This window comes from Phormidium tenue FACHB-1052, assembly GCF_014696675.1.
Taxonomy (GTDB): domain Bacteria; phylum Cyanobacteriota; class Cyanobacteriia; order Phormidesmidales; family Phormidesmidaceae; genus Nodosilinea; species Nodosilinea tenuis_A.
Genome location: NZ_JACJQN010000020.1, coordinates 108,676 through 122,912 on the forward strand (window position 1 = coordinate 108,676; position 14,237 = coordinate 122,912).

The 14,237-nt window shown below is 56.7% G+C and carries 15 protein-coding genes; 10 read left to right on the top strand and 5 right to left on the bottom strand.

The annotated features are described in order from the left end of the window. Positions 1 to 31 precede the first annotated feature (31 nt). Both H6G07_RS22650 and H6G07_RS22655 read left to right on the top strand, forming a co-directional pair. Positions 32 to 712, top strand: coding sequence for an actin-binding WH2 domain-containing protein (locus tag H6G07_RS22650; RefSeq protein WP_073610458.1), 681 nt, complete (start codon positions 32 to 34; stop codon positions 710 to 712). 103 nt (positions 713 to 815) lie between these two features. Then, positions 816 to 1,508 carry a hypothetical protein gene (locus H6G07_RS22655; protein WP_073610459.1) on the top strand — a complete coding sequence of 231 codons (693 nt, stop codon included), beginning with the start codon at positions 816 to 818 and terminating at the stop codon, positions 1,506 to 1,508. Positions 1,509 to 1,736: 228 nt separating this feature from the next. Here the strand turns inward: H6G07_RS22655 and H6G07_RS22660 are convergent, their stop codons facing one another. After that, complete coding sequence (locus H6G07_RS22660; RefSeq protein WP_073610460.1) at positions 1,737 to 3,668, bottom strand: ABC-F family ATP-binding cassette domain-containing protein; 1,932 nt, start codon at positions 3,666 to 3,668, stop codon at positions 1,737 to 1,739. Positions 3,669 to 3,754: 86 nt separating this feature from the next. On the opposite strand from H6G07_RS22660, the gene H6G07_RS27165 reads away from it, so the two are divergent. Both H6G07_RS27165 and H6G07_RS22670 read left to right on the top strand, forming a co-directional pair. Further along, positions 3,755 to 4,021, top strand: coding sequence for a DUF4258 domain-containing protein (locus H6G07_RS27165; protein ID WP_073610461.1), 267 nt, complete (start codon positions 3,755 to 3,757; stop codon positions 4,019 to 4,021). Beyond that, entirely contained in the window at positions 4,018 to 4,335 is a 318-nt protein-coding gene (locus H6G07_RS22670; protein WP_073610462.1) for a DUF2283 domain-containing protein, read from the top strand. Before H6G07_RS27165 ends, H6G07_RS22670 begins: the two co-directional genes overlap by 4 nt. Before the next feature lie 13 nt (positions 4,336 to 4,348). Here the strand turns inward: H6G07_RS22670 and H6G07_RS22675 are convergent, their stop codons facing one another. From H6G07_RS22675 to H6G07_RS22685, 3 genes are all read right to left on the bottom strand, one after another. Beyond that, on the bottom strand, positions 4,349 to 5,011 hold the full coding sequence (locus tag H6G07_RS22675; protein ID WP_073610463.1) for a methyltransferase family protein: 663 nt from the start codon (positions 5,009 to 5,011) through the stop codon (positions 4,349 to 4,351). A gap of 226 nt (positions 5,012 to 5,237) precedes the next feature. Beyond that, entirely contained in the window at positions 5,238 to 5,510 is a 273-nt protein-coding gene (locus H6G07_RS22680) for a hypothetical protein (protein ID WP_073610464.1), read from the bottom strand. A gap of 80 nt (positions 5,511 to 5,590) precedes the next feature. Further along, entirely contained in the window at positions 5,591 to 6,001 is a 411-nt protein-coding gene (locus H6G07_RS22685) for a DUF433 domain-containing protein (protein ID WP_073610465.1), read from the bottom strand. 166 nt (positions 6,002 to 6,167) lie between these two features. Between H6G07_RS22685 and H6G07_RS22690 the strand changes: the two genes are divergently transcribed. The 6 genes from H6G07_RS22690 to H6G07_RS22715 all read left to right on the top strand — a co-directional run bounded on the left by H6G07_RS22690 (position 6,168) and on the right by H6G07_RS22715 (position 13,266). Beyond that, positions 6,168 to 7,379 carry a M20 metallopeptidase family protein gene (locus H6G07_RS22690; protein WP_073610466.1) on the top strand — a complete coding sequence of 404 codons (1,212 nt, stop codon included), beginning with the start codon at positions 6,168 to 6,170 and terminating at the stop codon, positions 7,377 to 7,379. Between the two features lie 197 nt (positions 7,380 to 7,576). Next, positions 7,577 to 8,182, top strand: coding sequence for a hypothetical protein (locus tag H6G07_RS22695; RefSeq protein WP_073610467.1), 606 nt, complete (start codon positions 7,577 to 7,579; stop codon positions 8,180 to 8,182). Between the two features lie 41 nt (positions 8,183 to 8,223). Then, positions 8,224 to 8,865, top strand: a complete 642-nt coding sequence (locus H6G07_RS22700; RefSeq protein ID WP_073610468.1) for a hypothetical protein — start codon at positions 8,224 to 8,226, stop codon at positions 8,863 to 8,865. Between the two features lie 81 nt (positions 8,866 to 8,946). Next, entirely contained in the window at positions 8,947 to 10,689 is a 1,743-nt protein-coding gene (locus tag H6G07_RS22705; protein ID WP_073610469.1) for a VWA domain-containing protein, read from the top strand. 97 nt (positions 10,690 to 10,786) lie between these two features. Next, a complete protein-coding gene (locus H6G07_RS22710) occupies positions 10,787 to 11,164 on the top strand; it encodes a hypothetical protein (RefSeq protein ID WP_073610470.1) in 378 nt (125 codons plus the stop codon). A gap of 98 nt (positions 11,165 to 11,262) precedes the next feature. After that, positions 11,263 to 13,266, top strand: coding sequence for an ABC transporter ATP-binding protein (locus H6G07_RS22715; RefSeq protein WP_190740774.1), 2,004 nt, complete (start codon positions 11,263 to 11,265; stop codon positions 13,264 to 13,266). Between the two features lie 236 nt (positions 13,267 to 13,502). Here H6G07_RS22715 and H6G07_RS22720 read toward each other — a convergent pair whose 3' ends face one another. Then, entirely contained in the window at positions 13,503 to 14,171 is a 669-nt protein-coding gene (locus H6G07_RS22720; RefSeq protein ID WP_084173503.1) for a CHAP domain-containing protein, read from the bottom strand. Positions 14,172 to 14,237 lie beyond the last annotated feature (66 nt).

Sequence of the window (14,237 nt, forward strand, 5' to 3'; positions counted from 1 at the left end):
AGCTTATACCGCTGTCGCTTTGAGTGAGATTATGGATCACTTTTCAACCCTGATTTTGTTGCTGCGCGATCGCCCCACCTTTCTAGAAGAAGTCCGCGAGGGCAAAAAAATCGAGTCCAAAATTCTATCGCTGCTAGTGGTTAGTTCGCTATTTTTTGCCATCTATGGGGCCATTATTGGCTCGTCGAGCGGCTGGCAACAACTGCTGGTGTCGATGGTCAAGCTGCCGGCCCTCTACTTGCTAACCCTGCTCATTTGTCTGCCAACACTATACTTTTTTGACATCTTGTTCGGTTCTAAAGCCGACTTTCGCCAGTATGCGGTACTCAGCCTTACCACCGTTTCGGTGATTAGCGTGCTGCTATTCAGCTTTGCGCCAGTGACATTGTTCTTTTTAATCTCTATTCGCAGCTATCACTTCTTTTTACTGCTCAATGTTGCTATCTTCGGTCTCACCGGATTTATTGGGGTGAGGCTGTTTTATTCGGGCATTCGTTCGGTAATGAATTTCACTGAAGATACACCGCAGATTCGCAATCGGCTGCTGTTGTTTTGGCTAACGCTCTATGGACTGGTGGGCAGCCAGTTGGGGTGGACGCTAAGACCCTTTTTTGGCTCCCCTGGCCAACCCTTTCAACTCTTCCGTGAGGTAGAAGGCAACTTTTACTCCCAGGTAATTCGCAGCATTGTCGCCCTGTTGTTTGGCAATTGATTGACTGTTCTGCATAGGCAGAGGAAACGGTCACTTTCTCCGCCAAAAATACTGTATTTCTGATTCATATTTTTAACTGATAATCTCTAATTTTGCAGAGACGATGACCTCTGATTTGCAGGCGCTACGCATTACCCGGTCTGAACTCGATCAGCTCACGGGTTTAGATATCGACTCGGTCTTTATGGGCAGAATGATTCGCCCTTCGGTGTGGCGATCGCGGCGGCAACTGTTCTCCCTTTTCATTACAGAATGCCTGGTGCTGGGGACAATTTTTGTAGTTTGTCTGGGGTTCGGGCTGGTGCTGGTGAGTCAGCAGGAGGGCTTTGACCAGTTTGGCGCGCTGCTGCTGGGGATTGCCGGGGCGATCGCGATTGGAGCCATCGCCTGGCACTTCTACCAGTGGCAGCGATCTAAAAGCTTCATCACCCTGGCGCGATTGCTGGATGAGTGCGATCGCCACAACGACATCATTCAGGCGCTGCAAGTGATGGAGGAGTTGGATGTGGCGCAGGGTGCAGGCTCTCAAGGGTTGCAGAACAGCGAGATCTTGATTGCCCTCCAGTCCACCCGAGACAGTCTGACTTCGGCTCTGATGACCGAAAAAATTTTGCGTCACCATCGCGCGCTGCTGGAACGCCGACAGGATTTGTTCACCACCATTGAGACCAACCTGGTCACGCTGCAAACCCTTCAGGTCAATCATCAGGCCAGCGAGTACCGACAGTTTTTGCAGGAGGCGCTCAATATCGGCCTCGCTGTCCAACGAGAGATGGGACAGCGGAATAGAGACTGAAACTAAGCCCTAGAAATATCTTAGGAGAGCTTAGGTTGTCTATTGCAGCGCACAATTCTACGCTGAGGCCAGATCTGCTGCTGGGGGTATTTCGCTACCCCCAGACCCCTATCGAGAAGGACGTTCCGCCGTCCTTCACCTCACGGAAAGGAGTGGTCGGTCTTCGGTTTAAACCTAGATTTTGCCAATTGATCGGTGGGCAGCTGCAAGTGTGAGTTGCATTCAATATCACTCCATCCGCTCTGCCAATTCCATCCAGCGTTCGGTGGAGGTGTCGATGGTGGCAGTGAGTTCCCCTAGGCGCTCAGACAACTTTGTCACCTCGCTGTAGTCGCTGGGTGGGTTGCCGTAGAGCTGCTTTTCTAGCGCCTCTTTTTCAGCTTCCATGGCGGGAATTTGGGTTTCTAGCTGCTCGTATTCTCGCTTTTCTTTGTAGGAGAGTTTTTTGGATTTGGCATCGGAAGTTGGCTCTGCCTTTGCCATTGTTTGAGCAGACGCAGCGGCTTGGGCTTTGCTAGCAGCCTGTTTCCCATTCTCCTTTTCGGTGTCTGAGGCGGCTTTTTTGTAATCTAAATAAACCGAGTAGTTGCCGGGATAGTTGCGCAGTACGCCGTTGCCTTCGAAGGCAAAAATGGTGTTGACGGTGCGATCGAGAAAGTAGCGATCGTGGGAAACCACAATCACGCAGCCGTTAAATTCCTCCAGGTATTCTTCGAGCACGCCGAGGGTTTGCACGTCGAGATCGTTGGTGGGCTCGTCGAGAATGAGCAGGTTCGGGGCGGAGAGCAGCACCCGCAGCAAAAACAGCCGCCGCCGCTCGCCGCCGGAGAGCTTTTCTAAGGGAGAATACTGCTGGTTGGAGGTAAACAAAAACCGCTCTAGCATTTGGGAGGCGGTGATCACACTGCCGTCGTTGGTCGTCACCAGTTCGGCGGTTTCTTTGAGGTATTCGATCACCCGCTGGCTGGGGTTGGCAAACAAATCTTCGGAATGCTGGTCGAAGTAGCCCACATGAATGGTGCTGCCAATATCGACGATGCCGGTGTCGGGCTCAAGCCGCCCGGTGATCACGTTCATGAGAGTCGATTTGCCGACACCATTGGGGCCGATGATGCCGATGCGATCGTCGGGGGCAAAATCGTAGGTGAAATTCTTGAATAAAAGGCGATCTTCGTAGCTTTTAGAGACATTCTCTAGCTCGATCACTTTCTTGCCGATGCGGCGACCGACGGTGGAAATATCGACCTTGCCGAGGGATTCTTTAAACTCGCGGTTTTGCATGTCGCCGATACGATCGATGCGGGCTTTTTGCTTGGTGCTGCGGGCTTTGGGGCCACGCTTCAGCCATTCCAGCTCGCGGCGCAGAACGCCAGCATGTTTCTTTTGGGTGCTCTGGTCGGCAGCTTCGGCTAACGCTTTTTTCTCTAGGTAGTAGGCGTAGTTGCCGGAGTAGCTGTAAAGGTCGCCCCGGTCAATTTCGAGAATGCGGTTGGTGACCTGGTCGAGAAAGTAGCGATCGTGGGTGATTAGCAGCAGCGCGCCGCGAAAGCCGCTGAGGTAGCTTTGCAGCCACTCCACCGATTCGGCATCAAGGTGGTTGGTGGGCTCGTCCATTAGCAATGCGTCGGGGTCGGCGAGCAGGGCAGCGGCGATCGCCACCCGCTTGCGATACCCCCCCGACAAATCGCCCACCTTGGCGTCAAAGTCATTGATGCCTAACCGGCTGAGAATGGCTTTGGCGCTGCTCTCTAAATCCCAGGCATCGGCGGCGGCAATTTTTTCAGAGACTATCGAGAGCTTGGCCATCAGGGCATCGGCGTCGCCTGTGCCCTGGGCCATGTGGTGTGAGATGTCTTCGTACTCGCGAATTAGCGCCATCTGCTCGCCCGCGTCGGCAAACACCTGCTCGAGGACGGTGCGATCGGCCTCAAAGTCAGGCTGCTGGGGCAAGTAGACAATTTTCGCGCCGGGGTTGACCCAAAAATCGCCGCCGTCGAAGGGCTCTAACCCAGCGATCATCTTCAGCAGGGTCGATTTGCCCGAGCCGTTGGTGCCGATCAGGCCCACCTTGTCGCCCTCATCCAGGCTAAAGCTGGCATCGCGGAGGATTTCTTTGATGCCAAAGTCTTTGGTGGCAGAGCGCAAAGTAAACAGAGTCATGGGTAGCCGGGTCGTGAACCACTAGATCATAGACCCTAGGGTATGCTGACGGGGGAAGTCAGCAGCTGTGCAGTTTCACAGTAAGTATGGCTAGTGACGAAACTTCTTACAACCTGAGCCACCATGCCGAGCTGAGACTAGCTGAGCGCAAGATTGAATTGGCTTGGGTTGCCCTTACCGTTGCAGAACCAGCTCTAGTTGAGCATCATCCAGAAGACCCCACCTGCCAGTGTGCTTACCGGGCGATACCAGAGGCGGGCGGACGAGTCTTGAAGGTTGTTTACAATAGGACTACCAATCCCTGGCATATAGTGACGATCCACTTCGATAGGCGCATGCGTGGCAGGCTATGAACATAGAGTACGATTCCGACGTTGATGCTCTTTACCTACGCCTGGCTGAGGGTGACATTGTAGAGTCTGACTCAATAGAACCCGATGTGATTTATGACTATGATGCCGATGAACGAGTGGTGGGAGTTGAGCTGTTGAGAGTAAGCACTAATTTGCCAAAGCTGGCCATCAGGGCGTTCCCGTTTCGGAGCCTAGAGCAGCAGGTAGAATTTATGCACTTTTTAGAGGCGATCGCCGACACCGATCTACAGGCAAAGCTCGCCTTCGCCAGACAAATTCTGCAAAACCAGCAGTCTTTGCTGCAAAGCGCTTGATGTTGGCTAGTTTTTAGCTGGGTGGTTCAGCGACAGTGGTTTTAGAACTGGCGACAGACTCTCCAAACAACTTGGGCAGCAGCAACCCCGATCGCGCCTTATAGTCCGCAAATTCTGGATAGCGCGATAGCGACTGGTCTTTTTTCCGCATGTTGGGCACAAATAGCACGGCGGCAACCAGCCCCAAAATGGCAAAGGGCAGCCAGTGCATCGCCAGCAGGGCAAAGGATAAATAGATCAGAATTTCGCCTAGATAGTTGGTATTGCGGCAGCGGGCAAACAAACCTTCGGTAATCAGCCCCGACTGGTATTTGAGGGTGAAATATTTTTGGGCATCGCTGGCATAGTGCAGAAATACGCCGAGGATGTTGAGGGCGATCGCCCCTGCGACCAGGGGCAACGGGGGCTCTACCCCTCGGCTAACCAGCAAAAAGGGAGCCACCCAGTAGAGGCTGATGAACCCAAAGCCAAAAATTCCGGTAGCTAGGGGAATGGTTTGCTCCCACTGCTTGTCAGGATAGAGGCGATCTTTCAGCAGCCATAGCAGACCGTAGGTGCCGTGAAGGGCTAGATAAACCCATGGTCCCAAGCCAAAGTTTTGGTAAGCCACCATCAAAGCCACAACAAAAAGAGCCGTAGTGCCTTTGTGGAGGTTGATGACGTGCTTTATTTTCATCGCTGTGTCCTGAAAGCTTTCACTATCGTAATGACGACGCGAAGTGGCCGCTAGAACCGTCAGCTTCACGCACCTGCTGCAACCGAGTGGTTATTTGCAACCATCAGACAGAGCAATATTTGTGTGCTCTGGAGTGAAGATTAATCGAGCCAAACAGGCACTAGCAACATTGGGATCGAATTAAATGCTGGTGCTGAACTCAAATGTTTGTGATGGTTTGAAGCGCCTAAGCCTGTCCATTGGCCACCAGCCACACGTAGGCCAGCACGCCCAGTGCTGCCACCCCCGCCAGAGCCTCGCTCTGCTGGTTGACAAAGGTTTGCGCGATCGCCCAGCTATCCCTCAGCAACTCTCGCCGGGTTTGGCCCAGCTCAACCATCAGCGCTTTGACCTTGATGTCAACTTCTTTTGCGGTTAGCTCATTGCGGCGGTAGGCGGCTTCGACCTCATCTAGCTTGCGCCAGTAGTCTCGGGTGGCACCCATCAAATCGGGAAGCATGGTTAACTTTTGTAACTGCGTTATTGACAGTTTAACGCTGCTCCGATTTTGAGGGGTCTGTAGAAAGGGGTAGGGCGAGGTTAGGCCTTGGCAGCTTCGATCGGTTTCTCTGCCACCTTCTCTGGCGCGGGCGCAGGTATCTGCTCGGTGACAGCTACAGCCGCCTCATCGCCGTGGGCTTCGTAAAACACCAGAGCCGCCTTTACCTGCGCTTCAGACAGGCCGTACTCTTCAGCGATCTGCTCCGTTGACCAGTCCCACTCGGTGGCCGCCATCACTACGGTTCGCACATGAATGCTGGTGCCATGCACCACGGGCACCCAGCTATTCTCGGCGTCAGAGCGAAAGGCAATGTCTGGAAAGGCAGGGTCGGGTTCCATCAAGGCGCAGTGGGTCTCTTTTTGCAGCGAGGCCAAAACCGTGTTTACGAGCTGCCAACGGTCTTCGACAGAGAGTTGCAGAACCTGATCTTGTAGTTCCTGGATCGTCATAGATGTGAGCGTAGGTGCGGGTTGAACTCTTCTATTAAACTGCAAATGCTGGGCCGGGTCTTGTCGGCGGCAGCCCCAGGGGGCCAGGGCAACTGGTTTATGCTGATAGAAGCGCCTTTCGCCCGCCGGAGAGGTTTGCTCAACCCCATTTCTCTGTTGTTGCACCATGTTTGCCACCACTGCCCCGCCGCTGCCCGTCAACCGCGATCGCATTCGCCCCGCCATTCAGGCATTGCAAGACCAGTTGGTCACCTGGCGGCGCGGCCTGCACCAGCGGCCCGAGCTGGGGTTTAAAGAATGGCTGACCGCCGATTTTATCTGTGAAAAGCTCGACGAGTGGGGCATTGACCACCAGCGCCACATCGCTCAAACCGGGGTGGCAGCGGTGATTGAGGGCAGCCGCCCCGGCCCTGTGCTGGGCATTCGCGCCGATATGGATGCCCTGCCCATTCAAGAAGAGAACCAGGTGCCCTACTGCTCGCAGCACGACGGGGTGATGCACGCCTGCGGCCATGATGGACATGTGGCGATCGCCCTGGGCACCGCCTACTATCTTTCTACCCACCGCGACTTTGCGGGCACCGTCAAAATTGTCTTTCAGCCCGCCGAAGAGGGGCCAGGCGGAGCCAAACCCATGATCGAAGCCGGGGTGCTCAAGAACCCCGATGTCGAGGCCATGATTGGCCTCCACCTGTGGAACAACCTGCCCCTGGGCACCGTGGGCGTGCGCACTGGGGCGCTGATGGCAGCGTCAGAATTTTTTACCTGCACGGTGCAGGGCAAGGGGGGCCACGGGGCACTGCCCCACCAAACGGTAGATTCTATTGTGGTGGGGGCGCAGATTGTCAATGCGCTGCAAACCATCGTGGCCCGCAACATTGACCCCACCAAGTCGGCGGTGGTGACGGTGGGACAGTTCCATGCGGGCAAGGCCCAAAACGTGATTGCCGACACCGCTACTTTTGGCGGCACCGTGCGCTACTTTGACCCCGCCTACGCCGACTATTTTGCCCCCCGCATGGAGCAGATTATTGCGGGCGTTTGTCAGGCCCACGGAGCCAGCTACAGCTTCAACTACCGGGCGTTATATCCCCCTGTGATTAACGATGCGGGCATAGCGGATCTGGTGCGCTCGGTGGCGTTGGCGGTGGTTGAGACTCCGGCGGGGGTGGTGCCCGACTGCCACACCATGGGCGGCGAAGACATGGCCTTTTTCTTGCAGGAAGTGCCGGGGTGCTATTTCTTTTTGGGCTCGGCCAATGCCGATAAGGCGCTGGCCTATCCCCACCATCACCCCCGCTTCGACTTTGACGAAACCGCCCTGGGGCTGGGGGTGGAGATGTTTGTGCGCTGTGTGGAGGCTTATTTTGGGGAGTAGATGGGTGGATGGGTAGGGGGTGGATGGGTAGGGGGTGAGTTGTCCTCTTTTTTGCTGGGGCGATCTGCGCTGGCAATGCCTGGCTACTGAGGCAAATGGGTTCGATCAGGAGAGGCCCAAGATTAACTTCTTTAATAGAGCGGGTTCTCGGCCAGCAGAGTTGCTATGCTTGGCGGTTAGATAATGAGGATTTAACCATGGGGCAGCGGTTTTGGCGGCTTAGGGGGCTGGCGATCGCGGCGATCGCCTTAGTCGTGAGCGTCCTATTAACCCAGGGAATGCACCTGAGCGGCGGAATTGGCGATCGCAATGCAGTTGCCCAAACCAACGCCCCACCGCCAGCCCTGGCCCCGGCCCTGCCCATGGTCAGCGGCAGTTTTGCAGACCCCCAAGGCCGGTTTCAGATCGGCATTTTTGAGGGCTACAGCGTCAGTTCAGCGGGTGGCAACCCCCTATTTCAGGCAGCAGATGGCACTTTAGCCTACACCGTGGCGGTAGCACCCCTGCCCTCGGCATCGACTCCTGAAGCCGCCCTGGTGGCCGCAGCCGAGAACACCTTTGGCGCGGGGGAAGGCTTTGTCGCAGGCGACGATGTGCAGCCCATCCCCGGCGGCGGTATCCGCATTAACTGGACGGGTCGCCTCAGCCAGGGAGCCGCTCCACCTCAGCCCATTACCGGCAAAATCTTTGCTCGCCAGCGCGGCGAAGAAGCGTTTTTGCTGTTGGTAGCGGCAACGAGTGCCGCCGAACCCCAGCTATCTGACGCCATCAACGCCCTGGGAGGGACGCTAAGAGTGCCGTAGGCTACAGTAGCGTTAGTTAAAGGGTTTAGCAGGCTATGGGTATGCGCCGATCGACCTTGTGGGGGCAGCCCCAGACCTATCTATTGCTGGGGGGCACCGCCCTGGGCTACGCCCTGATGATCGTTTTGGCGGGGCCAAAGCCCGTGGCCGTGCTGGCGGGCTCCGGCGTGGCGGCGGCTATGGTGAGCAGTTGGGCGGCAGGCTTTCGCCCCAGTGAGGCGACGGCAAATAGCGGTGACCTGCTCGACGCCCAAACCTTTGCCAGCCAATTGGGCACCCTGGGCCAACGAGTGCCGCCCAAAGCCCAAAAAGCCTGGCGCGAAGTGCAAGACTGGGCCACCGAATCGCAGCGATTCGCCGCCCGCATCTTCGATCGCGACCCCCTCCTGCAAGTAGACCTGCTCGAAGCCCTGCACACCGTGCTCGACCTCTCAGGTCAGGTGGCCGACGGCCTAGCCGTGCTCGACCAGATCGAAACCCCGGCCTATCAACAGATGGCCCAGCAGCGCCTGACTGCCAGCCGCGATCGCCTCCAGGCCACCCACTCCCAGCTGCAACAGCTCCAGGATCAAGTCGCCCTCTCCACCCTTGACACCGCCGACGACAGCACCCTGCCCCACAGCCTGCAAAGCCTGATCGACGCCAACAAAACCATCCTTCAAAACAACCAAGACTCCGCCTAACCCCTGCCCACCAGAAACCCTCAGGAAAACACGTCCCCCCTCGTGTATCCACCCCTCACTCCCTCACTCCCTCATCCCCCAATGCGCCGCTTCCCCCTCATTCCGTTTCTGATCAGCCTCTGCGCCGTGCTGCTGTGGAACTGTACGCCGGACGCTTTCAACGGCACTCCTAAAGTTGATTCGATGGAGAGCGCTCGGCAGGCTCTAGAGCAGTCAGTGTTACCCAAGATCACCGTGGGCGAAGACCTGATCCCCGACGAGGTGGCCAGCCGCTACACCACCGATCAGATTGTCGATCCGCTGCCCGATGTCAATACCTTTCCGCTGTACGCGGCCCAACCGGGCGGCAGCAACACCGCTTATATAGAGATCTACAGCTCCTCTGAAAAGGCCAACGTCGATCGCCAAAACGAGCGCTGGCTGGTAGAAGTTGCCGAAGCCTTTAACAAGCGCCAAGAGACTCTACCCTCTGGGGAAGTGATTCAGGTGGGGGTGCGCCAGGTGGCCTCGGGCACCGCCGCTCGGCTGCTGGGGGCCAAGGCCGTGCAGCCCCAGGGCTACAGCCCGTCTAACGATCTCTGGGTAGCGATGGTGCAGAGCCAGGGGGTGAGCACCGTGCCCGTGGCGGCGCGGCTGGTGCCCAACACCGCTGGCTGGGTGCTGCCCAAACCCGTCTATGACAGTCTGGCCGAGAACGACACCGTCAGCTTTGACCGGCTGCTGAATGCGATCGCCTCGGGCGAGGTCACCGTCGCCTACCCCAACCCCTACAGCAGCTCCACCGCGCTCAACCTGCTCTACACCCTCTACTGGCGGGCGGCAGGGCACCAAGAAAACGGCGGCCCGCTCACCGTGGCCGAGCTGCAAACCCCCCAGGTCAACTCAGTCTTTGACCAGTTTCAGCAGCAGGTGCTAATCACCACTCCCACCACCCTCGACCTACAGGAGCTATTCCTGCGCGACCAGAGCAACCTGCAAGCCTTTCCGCTGGAATATCAAAACTACCTGGCCCTGCGGGAGGTGCCTGGCTTTAGCGACACCGAATTTGTGCCTTTTGGTGTGCCCCACAATAACCCCCTGGTGGGCTTTAGCTGGAACACGCCCCAGCAGACGGCAGCTCTACAGCGGTTCGCCACCTTTGCCCAGTCGGCAGAAATGCAAACCCTGGCCCAGCAGCAGGGCTTTGTCGAAACCGACTATCTCAAGGCCAACCAGGTGCCCCCCTTCCCCAACGGCGAGACCCTGCTGGCTGCCCAGTCAAACTGGAAACTGCGCAAAGACGGAGGCCGCACCGTCTACATGGCCCTGGTAATCGACACCAGCGGCTCCATGGAAGGGGAGCGCATCCAGGCTCTCAAGGATAGTCTGCGGATCGCCGCCGGGCAGATCAACTCGGGCAACTACGTCAGCGTCGTCACCTTTGCCGATGCCCCCACCCGCCGCCTGCCCCTGGCTCCCTTTGATCAGCTCCAGCACCAAAAGTTTTTGGCCACCGTTGACAGTTTGCGGGCCGATGGTGGCACGGCCATGTATGACGGAGCCATGGTGGGCCTCGCCGACCTACTAGCCCAAAAGGAAAAAGATCCCAACGGGCGCTACTATCTGCTGCTGCTCAGCGATGGCGAGGTCAACCGGGGTTACACCTTTGACGCCGTCCAAGACATTCTGGCCTACAGCGATGTGCGCTTCTACCCCATCGCCTACGGTGAGGTCAATCAGGGGGAATTGGAGGCGATCGCAGCCCTGCGCGAGTCTACCGTGCAGCAGGGCACCCCCGACAATGTGCAAACTCTGTTTAAGGATCTGTTCCAGGTTAATCTTTAGGGGTTCAGGGTATGGAGTGCAAGGTGTTGTCTTAGACCCTAAACCTTATACCCCACACCGTCTTTCCCCTATTTCTGAGGCTTTACAACTCGCCCCCATGCGCAACCCCAACCAACGACTGATTCTCACTCTCGGCCTGGGCTGGTTGGCCTTTGCTGGCCTGGGGCTGGGTCTGCGCCAGTTTCTCTCTGGCCCAGCGGTGACGGTGATTATCGATCGCAGCTACTGCGCCCCGGCCCAGTGGCAGGAACGGGTGAGCGATCGCTACGCCAGCCTCTACGCCGAACAGGAGCAGCGGCAGCTTACCATCGACCAGGTGATCTACGTCAGCGACCTGGGGCAGGAGGTGGCCGCAGCGATCCCCTCGCCCGAAGATGTGCAGACCCTCAGCACCTACGGCAGATCTAACCCCACCCAAATGCAGCAGGCCACCACAGAAAATCCTGATGCGACGGTGCTGAGCTGCGGCAATTAGCTGGATGGGTGCGGGGTGGGTGAGTCGGGGGTATGACTCTGCCACTTACCTCGATTCAGACCTAAACTGGAGGCTGCGTCAACATTTGCATCGCCTCCATGACCGCTACCTCCACTCTCCCCAGCGACGACACCACCCGCCGCCCCGACAGCGACTGGCGGCTGTTTCTGCGCATGTGGCCCTACATTTATAAGCACCGCAATGCCCTGGTGATGCCGCTGGTCTTGCTGGTGCCCCTGTCACTGGCCAACGCCCTCCAGCCGGTACTGATTGGTCAGGCCATTTCCCTGATTCGCCAAGAGCCAGTGATGTTCTTTCTGGAGGGTGCGACCCTTCAAGGCGGGCTCAATTTGCTGGTGGGGCTGCTGGTCGTTACCGTCCTGATTCGCCTGCTGCTGGATGGCTTTCAGAGCTACCTAGTGCAGGCCGTGGGCCAAAATATTACCGCCGACATTCGCACCGACCTGTTTACCCACGTCACCTCGCTAGCGGTGCGCTTCTTTGACCGCACTCCCGTGGGCAAGCTGATTACTCGCATCACCAGCGATGTCGATGCCCTGGGCGACGTATTCTCGACTGGGGCGGTGGGCATCATCACCGACGTGGTTTCGATGCTGGTGCTGATTGTGGTGATGTTTACCATGCAGTGGCAGCTGGCCCTCATGCTGCTGGCCCTGCTGGTGCCCGTTACCTGGCTGATTATTTACTTTCAGCAGCAGTTTCGCAAGGCCAACTACAAATCCCGCGAGCACCTGTCAGAACTCAATGCCACCCTGCAAGAAAACGTGGCGGGCATCAACGTGGTGCAGCTATTTCGGCGCGAGCGCTACAACGCCGAAATGTTTCGCCACACCAACCAGAAATATATCACCGCCGTCGATAAAACCATTTTCTACGACTCGGCGGTGTCGTCTACGCTGGAATGGATTTCGCTGGTGGCGATCGGCGGCGTGCTCTGGCTCGGCGGCCTGCTGGTGATGCAAAACGCCCTCACCTTCGGCACCCTAGCCACCTTTATTCTCTTTGCCCAGCGCCTCTTCGACCCCTTGCGTCAGTTTGCCGACAAGTTCACCGCCATCCAGGCCGGTCTCACCGCCGTGGAGCGCATTACCGACCTGTTTACCGTGCCGGTGGAGATTCGCGACCCGGAGAAGGTGGGGAGTGATGGAGATGAGGAGGGTAGGGGAGATGGGGGAGGTAGGGAAGCGGCGATGGGGCTTGGCGGAAACAACGGTAACGGGGTGAAGAAATCGCCCGGTGAAGGGAACGGCAGCTTAACCACGTTTCCCACTACTTACTCCTCCACTTCCCCATCTCCCCTATCGCCCTCATCTTCCCCACCCACCCACCCCCTCACCCCCTCCCTCGCCAAGGCTTCCGAAATCTGCTTCGACCATGTCACCTTCGGCTACAAGGCCGATGAGCATGTGCTCAAAGACCTCACTTTCACCATTCACCCTGGCGAAAAGGTGGCTCTGGTGGGGCCGACGGGGGCGGGCAAAAGCTCGATCATTCGGCTGCTGTGTCGGCTCTACGACATTAACCAGGGGGCGATCTTGCTGGATGGGGTGGATATTCGCGATTTGCCCCAGGCGGAGCTGCGGCGGCGCATGGCGGTGATTTTGCAGGATGGCTTTCTCTTTGCGGGGGATGTAAAGAGCAACATTACCCTGGGGGAGGAGTATCCCCTAGAGGCGGTGATTGAGGCGGCGAAAAAGACCAACATCCACGGGCTGATTGAAGAGCTGCCCCAGGGCTACGACACCGAGTTGCGGGAGCGGGGCACGAATCTTTCGGGCGGCCAAAAGCAGCTGCTGGCTTTTGCGCGGGCGGCGATTCGCGACCCCGGCATTTTGGTGCTGGATGAGGCCACTGCCAACCTAGATGTGGGCACCGAGGCGATGATTCAAGAGGCGCTGGAGCGGCTGCTGGAGGGGCGCACGGCGATTATTATTGCCCACCGCCTTTCTACTATTCGCAACGTCGATCGCATTCTGGTGCTCAAGCATGGCGAGCTGGTCGAGCAGGGTAGCCACGACGAGCTGCTGGCGCGGGAGGGGTTGTATTCGAGCCTGTATCGTTTGCAGCGGTTGGGGGTATAACACGCCTTCTAAAGAGCCTGGAACTAAAGTTCTAGACCTAGAGCAAAATTTTCTTCTAACGTTGCCCATCACCCGCCGCAGATATGCTTGGATACTCAACGGATGACCTTTAAGCGATCGGGTGCATGGGCGTTGTTAGCTTAAGGCTGTACCTGTAGCAATTGTCTAGTGCTGGCTCAAGGCTGCGGGTGTTGAGCTTTATGCCTCAACCTAACCTAAGCGATCAGCAACCACACTTATTTGAACCCTTTAGTTGCAGGATCATACTTACAATTCTCAGGCAGTCTTGCCCATCCTTGGATAACAATTGGGGAGTGTTCAAAAATGCCTGTCCGCCCCCCACCTGTGGCTGTTGTTTGTGCGTTCCCCTCTGCAACTACAAATTTACTACCGCTCATTCTAAGAAAAATACCTATATGGTCTTCCCAGTCTAATTCAGGTTCATCGAATCTTTTTTGCTCCCAATCAAACATGAGAAGATCGCCAGGTTGAGGGCGATTTATGCCAGTATTATCTATGTATAGTCCCAAATCACTCATCCAAGTCTGCCATTGCTCGACTAAAGCAAGCGTATAATCACCGCCGGGTATTTGAATAGGAATCTTAAGCCCCCCTTGACCATCAAAATTGTTTAGACACCAGAGAACCGTTGCAGCGCACCACGCAAAACGTCCTCTGCCAAACACTGGCTCAAATGGCTTAGTAAATTTTCGAACTTCTCTGTTGTCGTTAGGCCTTGCCCAGTAGAGATTACGTCCTAGTTCTCGCTCTGCAAACTCAACGAAAAGAACTCTGTTAAATCCCCCAGTACTAATAGCAGGTGCAACGACAGTGCGAGGAGACCAATTAGGAAGTTTGGGATGATCATTTAGAGGGCGTTTGAAAAGGGGTAGGGGTGTAGCCAATTAAGCCAAGCGCCTGAGCATGATGCGAACCATAGCAATCTGGAGCATAGCCTCAGCGTTTTCAGG